This is a genomic window from Cupriavidus sp. F041 (genome assembly GCF_057814235.1).
On record NZ_JBVASY010000002.1, the window covers coordinates 3599840 to 3612143 of the forward strand.

Sequence of the window (12304 nt, forward strand, 5' to 3'; positions counted from 1 at the left end):
GCCGGCCGGTCTTACCCGGGAGGGCACGCTGCTATTGCTGGATTCTGCTGGGACTCTTGTGATGCGCCGGCCCTTCGGCGGACCGCAGCCATTGTTGCGGCGGAAACTGCACACCTAGGCCGGCTCCCCGAAAGCACCACTAGATCTAGTGGTCGATGCGAAAAACTGGACTAAGTATAGTGAAACGGAGCGGATTCACCAGTCTTGACAAGCGCTTTTTTGGCGCGAATTCTGGTGCGGGCGCAGCATGCGGCGCTGCGCCATACCCGCCAGCCCAAGCGACTCAAGGGATCCCGCCCGACGGTGCGTTACCGCACTGTGACGCGAAATTTTTTTGATTGGGCTGGCAGCTCCGATAGGCGCGGACTTTATCAGGGTTTTCCCCATATCCACGCTATCCCCTAGGCCCCGCAATTGAGGCTTGCTTCAAGGCTGGTCTTTGCGGTAGGGCAACTGCCCCGGAGCCACGCCAGCGGCGGCGGCAAAGCCGGCCCAGTCGAAATGCGGGCCGGGATCGGTCTTGCGTCCGGGTGCGATATCGCTGTGCCCCGCCACCGCGCGCACCGGATAAGCGCCGAGCAGGGCACGCACCAGTGCGGAGGTGGTGTGGTATTGGGCCAACGCGAAAGGCTGGTCGTCGCTGCCTTCGATTTCGATGCCGATGGAAAAGTCATTGCAACGCGGCCGGCCGAAGAACTCGGACTGGCCGGCATGCCAGGCACGGTCCAGGCAGGAAACGAACTGGACCAGTTCGCCCTCCCGCGTCACCAGGAAATGCGCCGAAACCCGCACCTGATGGATCGTCGCGAAGAAAGGATGGCGGGACGGGTCGAGGCGGTTCTGGAAGAAGGCCTCGATATCGCCGCTGCCGAACTGCCCCGGCGGCAGGCTGATATTGTGGATCACCACCAGGTCGACCGGCATGTGCGCGGGCCGGGCGTCGAAGTTGGGCGACGGTACGCGGCGCGCCGCGGGCACCCAGCCGGCCGGATCCGGGTGGAATCCAGGCCCGGACGCGATCTTGCCATTGTCGTGCTCAGGCATCGCGCTCTCCATCGGCGGCCAGCAGCCCACCCATCGGGCCGTCGCGCATCGCTTCGCTGGCGTCGGCACCGTCGGCCGCATCGTCGCGGCCCTCGCGGATGCCAAGTTGCTGGATGCGGTAGCGCAATTGCCGGAAACTCAGGCCCAGCAGCGGCGCGGCGGCAGTGCGGTTGAAACCGGTCTGCTGCAGCGCCTGCTGGATCAGGTCGCGCTCAAGCGCTTCCAGGCAGCCGGTCAGGTCGATCGGGAATGTCGCGCGGCAAGCCGCTCCCGCCCCATCGCCCAGGCTTGGCGCAGCGGGCTGCGAAAGCGCAGCCGCGTGCACGCCGGATCGGGATTCCGGCGACGCTTCAGGCTGGAGATCGGGCCGGAGACCGGACGGCGCTGCCGGCGCAGCTGGCAGCGGCGGTGGCGCGCCGGCCCCTGGGTAGGCAACAGGCGCCGCCCAGGGCGCCGCGTCCGCCGAAGACACAGAGGCAGGCGGGCGCGGCACGGCCGAATACCCCGTGCCCGCATCCAGCGGGCCAAGGTCGTCCACCTCGATGCTTTCGCCTTCCGCGAAGGCATAGGCCCGCTCCAGCAGGTTCTCTAGTTCGCGCACGTTACCGGGGAACGAATAGTTGGACAGGCGTTGCAGCGCGGCCGCCGAAAGCCGCTTGGGATGGGGATCGCCGTAGCGCACCGCCAGGTGCTCCAGGATGGCTCCCGCCAGCACCGGGATATCCTCGTGCCGTTCGCGCAGCGTCGGCACGCGCAGCGCCAGCACGTTGAGCCGGTAGAACAGATCCTGGCGGAACTGGCCGGACGCGACCATCGCGGAGAGATCCTTGTGGCTGGCGCACAGCACCCGTACGTCCACGCTCTCTTCGCGGCTCGCGCCGATCTTGCGCACGCGCCGCTCCTGCAGCACGCGCAGCAGCTTGACCTGCATCGCCAGCGGCAGATCGGCCACTTCGTCGAGCAGCAGCGTGCCGCCGTTGGCGGCCTGGAAGAAACCGCCGCGCTCGGCGTCGGCGCCCGTGAAGGCCCCCTTCACATGGCCGAAGAACTCCGATTCCATCAGGGTTTCGGGGATGGCGCCGCAATTGACCGCGATAAAGGGATGCGCGGCGCGCGCGCTCACCGCGTGGATGGCGCGCGCGGCGCGCTCCTTGCCGCTGCCGGACTCGCCGCTGATCACGATCGGCGCCATGCTGCGCGCCAGCCGGGACAGCGAGCGGCGCACCTCATGCATGGCCGGCGAATGGCCCGGCAGCAGGCTGGCCGCGCGGTCCGCGCTCTCCCGCACGGCCGCGCCGGCGCCCTCGGCGCCGTCACGCTGCTGGCGTCCCAGCGCATTGAGGATCAGGCTGCGCAGCTGGTCCAGCGAGACCGGCTTGGCGATATAGTCGAACGCGCCGGCCTTGAGCGCCTCCACGGCGTTGTCGGCGCTGCCGTAGGCGGTGATCACGGCGACCGGCACCCGTTCCGGCGCACTTGATAGCTGGCGCACGATATCGATGCCAAGCCCGTCGCCGAGCCGCATGTCGGTCAGCACCAGGCTATAACGGCGCGCGGCAAGCTGCTGGCGCGCCTCCGCCAGCGAGCCAGCCAGCACCACGTCGTGGCCCATGCGGCGGATCGAGATATCGAGCAGTTCTCGCAGGTCGGCCTCGTCGTCGATGACGAGAATCGGATCGGGGCCTGGCGTCTTGAGGGGCATGGGTCTGCGTCTGGCGGTCTGGCGAAGTGGAATCGGTGCATTGGCGCGCGGCGGCCTGGCTGACGGTCTGGCCAACCGTTCGCGGCGGCGGCAGCGCGGCTCAGCCGCCCGCGTTGTCCGGCGCGTCGATGCGCAGGGTCAGGACAAAGGCCTTGGCCGGCAGTGTATCGCGTGCCGCGGGCGCCAGCATGCCGGTCTGCGCCAGCAGCGCGTCAAGCGAAATCGTACCGTAGCGTACCTGGGCGTCGTTGGCGCCGCATAGCTCGCGCGCCATGAACAGGCCCAGGCCGGTGCCCTGGGCGTTGCTGGTAAAGAATGGCTCGAACAGCGTGCGCTGGTGCTCGCGCGACACCTCGACGCCATCGTTCCAGATGATCAGCTCGACGTGGTGCTGGTCCAGCGCGTGGGCCAGCAGCCGGATCGCGCCGGGCAGGCGGCTGCAATAGCGCCAGGCGTTGTCGAGCAGGTTGCCAAGCACCTGCTGCAGCTGCGACGGATCGAAGATGACCGGGCGCGCCACATCCACCGTGAGCCGCACGGCATTGGCGTTGATTTCCGCCGGCCGCGGCACGCGCCGCGCGCCCACCGGATCGTCGTTGGCGGAGCGCGAACGCATCTCCAGCCGCCAGCGGCCGACGATCTCGGGCAGGGCCTGGTTCAGGTCCACGGCGGAGCGCTCGGTGCGCGGGCGGCGCGACATCTGCAGCACGTCCGACACCACCTGGTCGAGCCGGCGCACATTGTCGTGGATGATGCGCAGCAGCCGGGCATCCACATCGCCTTCGGGCCGCCCCGCCTCGCCGGGACGCACGCCCCGGCGGCTGGTCTCGGCCAGCAGTTCGCTGGCCTGGCTGATGGCCGCCAGCGGATTGCGGATCTGGTGCGCCACGCTCGCCACCAGCCGCCCCATGGCGGCCAGTTTTTCCTGTTGCACCTGCTCGGCGATGCGTTCCCAGCTCTCGATGTGGACCAGCACCGTATCGCGCATCTCGCTGCGCAGCAGGGCCTCGTCCTCCGGGCGCCAGGCCATGGCCTCGCTCTGCGCGATGGCCAGGCGCAGCCGCGCCGCCGCCTCGGGCGACAGGTCGTTCCAGGTGCCGGTGTTCATGGCGTTCTGCGCCCCGAGTGAGACCGACAGCGAGGAAGCAAAGGTCGAGCGCAGGCTGGCCAGCCCCGGCAGCAGGAAGCGCAGCCGCAGCCGCGTATGCAGGATGGGGCCCTGGCCCGAGGAGGGCCGCGAAGGCAGCGGTAGCAATTGCAGGATGCGCGGCGCGTCATCCTTGCTGCGCACCCAGTCGCGCAGCATCTCCATCAGCGGCTGCAGGCGGGGAATCTGGCGCAGGTCGAACAGCGCGTCACGCCCGGTGGCCGGCGAGGACGTCTGCTTGCCCCGTTCGGCGGGCTGCACGCCCAACAGCACCACCGCGGCCGGGTTGGCCGCCACCACCACGCCGTTGGCGCGCAGCAGCATCACGCCATCCTGCATGTCGTTGACCATCAGCCGGTTGACCAGTTGCTGCAGGCGCAGCTCCTGCTCGCGCGCCAGCGCCAGCCGCTCCTGCGCAAGCTGGCGGTTGGCCAGCAGGTACATCAGCGAGGCCGCGATCATGAAGACCAGGCCATACAGACCCGAGCCCAGCAGGCCAGTGTCCGCCTGGCGCAGCAGCAGGGTCTGCGCGAAGGGGGCGCTCATCACCACCAGCGCCGAGACCGCCGCGGTGAATAGCGCGAACAACAGGCTGGTGAGCGCGCCGGCCTGCAACGCCGGCAGCAGGAAGATCATGGCCACCCCCTCGCCGCGGTGGCCCTGCGCGTAAAAGATCAGGCCCAGCAGGACAAGGTCGGCCAGCACCTGGAAGCGCACCCGCAGGTGAAAACCGTGGCGCCACCACAGCGTCGCGATCACCATCGCCAGCGCCACCCCGACATAAGGCACGGACAGGGGCAGCGCGGCCAAGCCATTGCCCAGCCCCTGCCCGGCCCGCTCGGTATCGGCGCGCTGCGCCGGCAGCCAGGTGTAGCCCAGCAGCAGCACGGCCACCGCCAGCCGCGTCCAGCTGAAATAGCGCAGCAGGCGCCAGTGGAAATCGGGAGGCTCCGGCTGGCGCCACATCGCGATGACGCCGCGCCAGGCATTCAGGCGGGACAAGAATGAGGCGCTTCCGTTCATGCGGCCGGGCCGTCCGGATCGCTGTCGGCCGGCAGGTGGGCGCGCCGGCAGTAGTGCAGGCCGCGATAGGCGATCGCTTCGCCCAGCGGCAGGTGCACGCCGCATTGCGCGCACTGCACCATGGGTTCCTGCGCGGGCTGGGTGCGGGCTTGCGACCCTTGCGCGGAACCATGCCGGGCGGCGCGATCCTCCCGCTGGCGCGCCTCGGCGCGCTGGCGAAGCCACCAGAAGAAGCCCAGCACCACGGCCAGGACCAGGAAGATGCGTGCCATGCCGGCCTCAGAGTCGGTGCAGGATGACTTCGATGACGAAGCGGCTGCCGACATAGGCCAGCAGCAAGATGCCGAAGGATGCGATCACCCAGCGCAGCGCGGTGCGCCCGCGCCAGCCATAAAAGGTACGTCCGGCCAGGATGCCGGCGAACATCGCCCACGACAGCAGCGCGAAGACGGTCTTGTGATCGAGCCGGAAGGCCCGCCCGAACAGTTGCTCGGAGAACAGCAGGCCCGACAGGATCGTCAGCGTCAGCAGCACGAAGCCGGCGCCGATCAGGCGGAACAGCAGTTTTTCGAGCGTCAGCAACGGCGGCAGCAGGTCCAGCCAGCGGCCTATCCATTGCGCCGGCTCGCTGGCCTGGCCGATCTGGGGCGAGCGGTTGAAACCGTGCAGGCGGCGTTCGGCCAGCAGCATCAGGAAAGCATGGAAGGCCGCCAGCGTGAACAGGCCGTAGGCCACGTTGGCGATGATGAAGTGCAGCTTGAACAACGGCCGCGCCGCATAGCCCAGGATCTGCGCACCGGGAAAGGCCAGCGGCATCAGGCTGGCCAGCATCGCCACCGGGATCACGATCAGGCCGAGGCCGGCCAGCGAGAAGAAGAAGCTCTCGATCCAGTAGATGCCCACGCCCAGCCACAACATGGCCGACAGCGCGAAGGCAAAGCCGAACACCATGCGGTCGGCCGGGAAAATGGTTTCGTGCAGCAGCAGGCCGTGGCTTGCCACCGCGGCCAGCATCAGCACATGCCACCAGGCCGGGCGGTCCTCGCCGCGCCCGCCGGCGCCCCCGCCGCCCTGCAGCAGCACGGTGGTCGCCGCGCCCCCGATGGCGCCGCCGGCGCCGGCAGCCGATAGCTGCGGGTTGCGCGTCGCCCAGCCGTGATAGGCCAGGCCGCAATAGAGAAGTGCCGTCAAGGCATACAGTACAATGGCCATTTGCACAGTTTACCTTAGCGCCCCGTCCCGGTGGCGCCCCGCTTGAGCCGGGTCCCGAGCCCGCACAAGCCTCGATCAAGCCCTATCCCCCGGACTTCTGCCATGCTGGACAATCTCACTCAACGCCTGGCGCGGGTCGTAAAGACCATGCGCGGCGAGGCTCGCCTGACCGAAGCCAATACCGCCGAAATGCTGCGCGAGGTACGCCTGGCCATGCTGGAGGCTGACGTCGCCCTGCCCGTCGTGCGCGAATTCATCGCCCGCGTGAAGGCAAAGGCACTCGGCGAAGACGTGGTGTCCAGCCTGACACCGGGCCAGGCCCTGGTGGGCGTGGTGCAGCGCGAGCTGACCGCCGTCATCGGTGGCGAGGAAAGCCTGGCCGCCGGCGACAAGAGCGGCGAGCTGAACCTGGCGGTGCAGCCGCCCGCCATCATCCTGATGGCCGGCCTGCAGGGCGCGGGCAAGACCACCACCGTGGGCAAGCTGGCCAAGTGGCTCAAGGAAAACAAGAAGAAGAAAGTGCTGACGGTGTCGTGCGACGTGTACCGTCCCGCCGCTATCGCCCAGCTCAAGACTGTGTCCGAGCAGGTCGGCGCCGACTTCTTCCCCTCCGAGCCGGACCAGAAGCCGGTGGACATCGCCCGCGCGGCGGTTGACTGGGCCCGCAAGCACTATCACGACGTGCTGATCGTCGATACGGCAGGCCGCCTGGGCATCGACGAAGCGATGATGCAGGAAATCGCCGCGCTCCACGCCGAGATCAAGCCGGTCGAAACCCTGTTCGTCGTCGACGCCATGCTGGGCCAGGACGCGGTCAACACCGCGCGTGCCTTCCATGACGCGCTGCCGCTGACCGGCGTGGTGCTGACCAAGCTGGACGGCGATGCGCGCGGCGGTGCCGCGCTGTCGGTGCGCCACATCACCGGCCGTCCGATCAAGTTCGTCGGCGTTGGCGAAAAGCTCGATGGCCTGGAGCCCTTCTACCCCGATCGCATGGCCCAGCGGATCCTGGGCATGGGCGACATCCTCGCCCTGGTCGAGGAAGCCCAGCGCGGCGTGGACATGGAAGCCGCCGAGAAGCTGGCCAAGAAGATCAAGAAGACAGGAGACTTCGACCTCGAGGACTTCAAGGCCCAGATCGGCCAGATGAAGAAGATGGGCGGCCTGGGCAGCCTGGTGGACAAGCTGCCGGCGCAGTTCGCCCAGCAAGCCCAGGGCGCCAACATGGACGTGGCCGAAAAGCAGGTGCGCCGCATGGAAGGCATCATCAACAGCATGACCGCCGCCGAGCGCGCCAAGCCGGAACTGATCAAGGCCAGCCGCAAGCGCCGCATCGCCACCGGCGCCGGCGTGCCGGTGCAGGAAGTCAACCGCCTGCTCAACCAGTTCGACCAGATGCAGAGCATGATGAAGAAGCTCAAGGGCGGCGGCATGATGAAGATGATGCGCTCGATGGGCGCGATGAAGGGCGGCATGAAGGGACTCTTCAACCGCTAAGCCATCCGGCGTGGCGGTGCCCTTTCCCGGCGCCGCCGTTTCACCCGCAAAAGATCAAGACAGAGACAGGATCCACATCATGATGACCGTCGAACAGGCCCGCGAACTGTGGGCCAACTCCGAGGAAATCGTCAGCGCGCAAGCCGTCCAGGAATCGCTGGACCGCATGGCCGGCGAAATCACGGAAAAGATGGGCGACACCTTCCCGCTGGTGCTGTCGGTAATGGGCGGCGCGGTGGTCTTCACCGGCATGCTGCTGCCCAAGCTGACCTTCCCGCTGGAATTCGACTACATCCACCTCTCGCGCTACAACAACAAGACGGTGGGCGGCGAGATGCAATGGCGCGTGGCGCCTCGCGAGTCGGTCAAGGGCCGTACGGTGCTGGTGCTGGACGACATCCTGGACGAAGGCGAGACCATGGCCGCCATCCGCCAGCGCATCATGGACATGGGCGCCACCGCCGTCTACGCGGCCGTGCTGTGCGAGAAGGTGCTGCAGAAACCCAAACCCATGCACCCGGATTTCTGCGGCTTCACCGTGCCGGAGCGTTATGTCTTCGGCTGCGGCATGGACGCCCACGGCTACTGGCGCAACCTGCCCACCATCAGGGCCTTGCGCTAAGGATCGGCCACAGCGAGGCCAGCAGCAACAGCGCCATCGCCACGTTGAACAGGCGCAGCACCTGCGGCTGCGCCAGCCAGCGCCGCAAGGCCGAGCCGAACACCGCCCACATCGCCACGCTGGGCAGGTTGATCACGGCGAACAACCCCGACAGCAGCAACACGTTCAGCCAGACATTGCCGTGCAGCACGTAGGTGCTGCACGCGCCCACCGCCATCACCCACGCCTTGGGATTGACCCACTGGAACGCGGCCGCAGCCAGGAACCCCATGGGCTTGCCCACCTCCTGGTCCTGCACGCTGCCCGACGTCGCCAGCTTCCATGCCAGCCAGGTGAGATAGAGCGCAGCCACGACGCGAAGTACCTGCCAGGTCCACGGCAAAGCCGCGAACAGCGATCCCAGACCGAGTCCGACCACCGCCACCATCAAGCCGAAACCGGCGCTGATGCCCAGCACATGGGGCACGGTGCGGGCGAAACCGAAGTTCACGCCCGAGGCCAGCACCATGGTGTTGTTGGGGCCCGGCGTGATCGAGGAAACAAGGGCGAACGCGCAGAACGCGGCAAACACGCCGGATCCGGCGACAAGCTGGGGCACGGCCATGACTGACTCCATCGCATACAAAAGGGAATGATGGCAGTCTAGTCACGGAAAACAGTACAGTACCGGTACAGTTACCCAGAAAACTGGCGATACGCCTTTGCGTGTCACCAATGGCACCCCGCATCCAGCTGCTTCACGGTTTCGCCGCATTGACTGCCACGGCCAGCGCGATGCCCCAGAGGATGACACCGGTGACCCGTTCGACACCGCGCACCGAGCGGGCGAAACGCGCCCGCACCAGCGGATGGCGCACGCCCCAGGCCACCACGATGTCCCAGCCGAAGACCATGGCGAACATCCAGGCACCGTAGCCAAGCTGGACCGGCAGCGGCGTGCGCGTGCCAGCCAGCACGGAAAACAGGCTGGCGTAGAACAAGGCATTCTTGGGGTTGAGCACCGCGGAGAGAAAGCCGGTGGCGAGTTGCGCTGCGTAGGCGGCGTGGCCGGCACCATGCGCCTGCGGGCCGTCAGCGCCCGGCATCCGCGTCTCGCCGCGGGCGCTCAGCAACCGCCAGCCGAGCCAGGCCAGGTACAGGCAGCCGGCCCACTGCAACACCGCGAACACGCCCTGGCTGGTACGGGTGGCGGCCAGGCCCGCAATGGCGAGGCCGATGAACACGCCATTGCCGAGTGCAATGCCCAGGCATACCGCGCTGGCACGTCCCACGCCATGCACCAGCGTGCTGCGCACCACCAGGAAGAAATCGGGTCCCGGACTGAGCAGCGCGAGAAAGTGCGCGCCCGCCACCATGGCAAATTGGCCGAAGCCTGAATCGATGGGAAAGTCCACGCCAGTCCTTTCGTGTCTTGTGATGGGCACGAAGTGTGAGCTGCGAAGTAGTGGCGCGTATTGGAGAAAATTGCGCGCGGCGGCTCAGCCGGCGCGGCGCTGGTAGCCGCGCGGCGTCAGCGCGACACGCTGCTTGAACGCGCGCTGGAAATGGCTCTGGTCGGAAAAGCCCAGCACCTGGGCGATCTCGGCGGGCGCCCCGCCCGCAGCAACTGGCGCGCATGGTTGATGCGTTGGTCCAGCTGATAGGCATGCGGCGTCATGCCAACCTCGGCGCGGAAGGCACGGATCAGCTGGTAGCGGCTCATGCCGGCGCCACGCGCCAGTTCGGCCAGCGGCAGCGTTTCCGCGTGGCGCGCCTGCAGGATCGCTACGAGGCGAGCCAGGCGAGCTTCGGGCGTGCCGGACGGGCGCGGCGCGCGCACCACCTGGCGCCGGTCGGCGCAGCCGAACACCGCTGCGACGAAGCCAGCCAGCATGGATTCCTTTTGCGCGATGGAAGCTGCGGAAAACAGCACATGGTTGAGGCGGCACAGGCCAGCGTAGGTGTCGGCCGCGCTGGTGACGCGCACCCGCGCCAGCGCCGCCGGCAACGCCTGCCCGGCGCCGCGCGCCTCCAGCACCGCGCCGGCCCAGGCCTGGTCCAGGTGCAGCATCTGGTAGCTCCAGCGCCCATCCGGTTCCGGGTTGCAGGCGTGCACCTGCCCTGCCGGGATCACGACCACATCGCCTGCTGCGAGCCGCACGGACTCGGTTTCCGTTGTGAATATGCTGTGGCCGCCATCGACGGCGCCGATCGACAGGGTGGGATGGGTATGCGGCAGGTAGGCGGCTCCGCTGTCGCTGGCGCGTCGGCTTTCGACATACGGCATGGCCGGATCGAACCAGTAGCAAGACTTCTGCGTGCCCGCGCCGCTGCCGGGGCCACCGGTGAGGCGCATCACTCGCTCCGGTACGGCCGCTCGCGCAGCCATTTGGTGGCGATCCATTTCTCGCCCGCCTCGACCGGCAGGCCGGCGTGCAGCGTGCGCTCATCCAGCGAGCCGTCGGACTTGCGATAGCTGAAATAGACGGCATTGCCCTTGACCGGCGCCACCTCGAGGCCAAGCTTGGGAAACGCGGTGGCACCGCCGGCTACCGGGCTGTTCAGGTAGATCACCAGGGTGGCCACGCGTTGCCCGCCCACCCTTAGCTGCCGCGCCTCTCCGGGCCGCTGGGGATTGAAATAGTCGTAATGCGGCTGGTACTCGCCGCCAGGCTTGTAGTTGAGGATCTGCAAGCCCTCGCCACGATCCTTCGCAATCCCGGTCACCGCGGCGATGCAGTCCTCGATGCGCTCGATCAGCGGATGCTCGCCAACCTGGAACATCGCGCCCAGGCTGGTGCGCGCGTCGATCAGGTTCTCGTCGCCGGTATCGGGGTTGATCACCGGCGAACGCGCCAGGCGCCCGCGCGCCAGCTCCACCAGGCCATCGCACTCGGCATCGGTCAGCAAATGCTGGAACAGGGTGACGCGCGGCGCCGCGAGAGTGAACAGGATGGGAATCTCGCGCCCGGCATGATGGGCCGCGTTGCGCCCGGGCTGCGCGCCGGCGTGGCCCTTGCCGCCAGCACAATCGCCAGCATTGCCGGCGGGCTTGTCGATGCCAAGCTCGGCCGCCATCTCCGCGGCGGTGTCGGCTGCGGTCCCGCGCGCCTCTGCCCTCGCCGCGGCAGCCAGCGCAGCAGCCACGGTGGCCTGTGCGAAGGCCTGGTCGTAGCCCGACTGACACATCGACTGCACCAGCGCCTCGGCGCCGAAGCCTTGCCCGATATGGCGCCGCAGCCAGCGCTCCAGGTCCGCGGAGGAACTGGTGTAGCCCGCCTTGCCGGTGGTACCGGGCGTGCCGGGAGTATGACTCATGAGGGGTTGGCCAGGCGCTGCGGCGAGAATGGGTTGCGCGACGGCGCTTCTGGCGGCAGCACGCGGCTGCGGGTGGCCGTGCCGGTTTCGGGATCGCCGGCCACGGTGACGGTGGCTTCGGAGTATTGCCAGCGCTTCCAGGCCGCCAGCACTGCGTTGGGGTAGTCGGGGCGGCCCCGGCTGCCGTTGTAGCGGCCCAGCGCCAGGAACAGGTCGCCCTGCTCGCGGTCGAGATAGTGCCGCAGGATGGTGCAACCGTAGCGCAGGTTGCTCTGCAGGTGGAACAGCTTGCGAGAGTCGCCATCGCCGATGCTGCGCACCCAGAACGGCATCACCTGCATCAGCCCGCGGGCGCCGGCCGAGCTGATCGCGTACTTGCGAAAATTGCTCTCGACCTGCACCAGACCGAGCACCAGCGCCGGTTCCAGCCCGGCGCGCTTGGCTTCGTAGTAGGCGGTCTCGATCAGTTCGATGCGCACCTGCGGCTCCGGGATACGCCCCGCGAGCCGGTGCGACATCTCCTCCAGCCACTTGATATACGCCAGCTGTTCGCCACCGGTGGCGAACGCCGGGCGCAGGGGGCGGCTATCGGCGATGGCCGCGGCAAGCGCGCCGCGCACCGAATCCGCCAGGTCCTCCTCCTTTTGCGCCCCCGCGTGCGCGGCGGCGCTCAACGCAAGCAGCAAGCCGGCGCCGGCCCGCGCCAGGCGCAAGCGGCGCTCCGGGGTCAGGTCCTGCAGGCGCGGGAGGCGCATGGCGT

General features: G+C 68.2%; 12 protein-coding genes. 2 read left to right on the forward strand and 10 right to left on the reverse strand.

Features of this window, described 5'->3' with window-relative positions; genetic code table 11:
• Positions 1-426: 426 nt before the first annotated feature.
• From ampD to ACZY0R_RS33985, 5 genes are all read right to left on the reverse strand, one after another.
• Positions 427-1044, reverse strand: coding sequence for a 1,6-anhydro-N-acetylmuramyl-L-alanine amidase AmpD (gene ampD, locus ACZY0R_RS33965; RefSeq protein ID WP_488864674.1), 618 nt, complete (start codon positions 1042-1044; stop codon positions 427-429).
• Positions 1037-2746 (reverse strand): sigma-54-dependent transcriptional regulator, encoded by a 1710-nt coding sequence (locus tag ACZY0R_RS33970; protein ID WP_488864676.1) that lies wholly within the window; start codon positions 2744-2746, stop codon positions 1037-1039. The genes ampD and ACZY0R_RS33970 overlap by 8 nt, the downstream gene beginning before the upstream one ends.
• A 100-nt stretch (positions 2747-2846) precedes the next feature.
• Entirely contained in the window at positions 2847-4916 is a 2070-nt protein-coding gene (locus ACZY0R_RS33975) for a sensor histidine kinase (protein ID WP_488864678.1), read from the reverse strand.
• The gene (locus ACZY0R_RS33980; protein ID WP_488864680.1) at positions 4913-5188 is read right to left on the reverse strand and encodes a PP0621 family protein; all 276 of its coding nucleotides are present in this window, start codon (positions 5186-5188) and stop codon (positions 4913-4915) included. The genes ACZY0R_RS33975 and ACZY0R_RS33980 overlap by 4 nt, the downstream gene beginning before the upstream one ends.
• A 7-nt stretch (positions 5189-5195) precedes the next feature.
• Positions 5196-6128, reverse strand: a complete 933-nt coding sequence (locus ACZY0R_RS33985; RefSeq protein ID WP_441625590.1) for a cytochrome C assembly family protein — start codon at positions 6126-6128, stop codon at positions 5196-5198.
• A gap of 102 nt (positions 6129-6230) precedes the next feature.
• On the opposite strand from ACZY0R_RS33985, the gene ffh reads away from it, so the two are divergent.
• Both ffh and ACZY0R_RS33995 read left to right on the forward strand, forming a co-directional pair.
• Positions 6231-7625, forward strand: a complete 1395-nt coding sequence (gene ffh / locus ACZY0R_RS33990) for a signal recognition particle protein (protein WP_488864682.1) — start codon at positions 6231-6233, stop codon at positions 7623-7625.
• Between the two features lie 79 nt (positions 7626-7704).
• The gene (locus ACZY0R_RS33995; protein WP_488864684.1) at positions 7705-8247 is read left to right on the forward strand and encodes a hypoxanthine-guanine phosphoribosyltransferase; all 543 of its coding nucleotides are present in this window, start codon (positions 7705-7707) and stop codon (positions 8245-8247) included.
• On the opposite strand, the gene ACZY0R_RS34000 is transcribed toward ACZY0R_RS33995, so the two are convergent.
• From ACZY0R_RS34000 to ACZY0R_RS34020, 5 genes are all read right to left on the reverse strand, one after another.
• Positions 8231-8851: a LysE family translocator gene (locus tag ACZY0R_RS34000; RefSeq protein ID WP_488864686.1), complete on the reverse strand. Its 621-nt coding sequence runs from the start codon at positions 8849-8851 to the stop codon at positions 8231-8233. The genes ACZY0R_RS33995 and ACZY0R_RS34000 overlap by 17 nt on opposite strands.
• Positions 8852-8984: 133 nt before the next feature.
• Positions 8985-9641 carry a LysE family translocator gene (locus ACZY0R_RS34005; RefSeq protein ID WP_488864688.1) on the reverse strand — a complete coding sequence of 219 codons (657 nt, stop codon included), beginning with the start codon at positions 9639-9641 and terminating at the stop codon, positions 8985-8987.
• Positions 9642-9757: 116 nt separating this feature from the next.
• Positions 9758-10582 carry an AraC family ligand binding domain-containing protein gene (locus ACZY0R_RS34010; RefSeq protein ID WP_488864690.1) on the reverse strand — a complete coding sequence of 275 codons (825 nt, stop codon included), beginning with the start codon at positions 10580-10582 and terminating at the stop codon, positions 9758-9760.
• The gene (locus ACZY0R_RS34015; RefSeq protein WP_488864692.1) at positions 10582-11544 is read right to left on the reverse strand and encodes a 2OG-Fe(II) oxygenase; all 963 of its coding nucleotides are present in this window, start codon (positions 11542-11544) and stop codon (positions 10582-10584) included. Before ACZY0R_RS34015 ends, ACZY0R_RS34010 begins: the two co-directional genes overlap by 1 nt.
• The gene (locus ACZY0R_RS34020; RefSeq protein ID WP_488864694.1) at positions 11541-12299 is read right to left on the reverse strand and encodes a lytic transglycosylase domain-containing protein; all 759 of its coding nucleotides are present in this window, start codon (positions 12297-12299) and stop codon (positions 11541-11543) included. Before ACZY0R_RS34020 ends, ACZY0R_RS34015 begins: the two co-directional genes overlap by 4 nt.
• Positions 12300-12304: the final 5 nt, after the last annotated feature.

What these genes read in the sequence shown, in the direction of transcription:
- ampD (WP_488864674.1), bottom strand. Translation starts at nt 1,044, where the DNA reads ATGCCTGAGCACGACAATGGCAAGATCGCGTCCGGGCCTGGATTCCAC.
- ACZY0R_RS33970 (WP_488864676.1), bottom strand. Translation starts at nt 2,746, where the DNA reads ATGCCCCTCAAGACGCCAGGCCCCGATCCGATTCTCGTCATCGACGAC.
- ACZY0R_RS33975 (WP_488864678.1), bottom strand. Translation starts at nt 4,916, where the DNA reads ATGAACGGAAGCGCCTCATTCTTGTCCCGCCTGAATGCCTGGCGCGGC.
- ACZY0R_RS33980 (WP_488864680.1), bottom strand. Translation starts at nt 5,188, where the DNA reads ATGGCACGCATCTTCCTGGTCCTGGCCGTGGTGCTGGGCTTCTTCTGG.
- ACZY0R_RS33985 (WP_441625590.1), bottom strand. Translation starts at nt 6,128, where the DNA reads ATGGCCATTGTACTGTATGCCTTGACGGCACTTCTCTATTGCGGCCTG.
- ffh (WP_488864682.1), top strand. Translation starts at nt 6,231, where the DNA reads ATGCTGGACAATCTCACTCAACGCCTGGCGCGGGTCGTAAAGACCATG.
- ACZY0R_RS33995 (WP_488864684.1), top strand. Translation starts at nt 7,705, where the DNA reads ATGATGACCGTCGAACAGGCCCGCGAACTGTGGGCCAACTCCGAGGAA.
- ACZY0R_RS34000 (WP_488864686.1), bottom strand. Translation starts at nt 8,851, where the DNA reads ATGGCCGTGCCCCAGCTTGTCGCCGGATCCGGCGTGTTTGCCGCGTTC.
- ACZY0R_RS34010 (WP_488864690.1), bottom strand. Translation starts at nt 10,582, where the DNA reads ATGCGCCTCACCGGTGGCCCCGGCAGCGGCGCGGGCACGCAGAAGTCT.
- ACZY0R_RS34015 (WP_488864692.1), bottom strand. Translation starts at nt 11,544, where the DNA reads ATGAGTCATACTCCCGGCACGCCCGGTACCACCGGCAAGGCGGGCTAC.
- ACZY0R_RS34020 (WP_488864694.1), bottom strand. Translation starts at nt 12,299, where the DNA reads ATGCGCCTCCCGCGCCTGCAGGACCTGACCCCGGAGCGCCGCTTGCGC.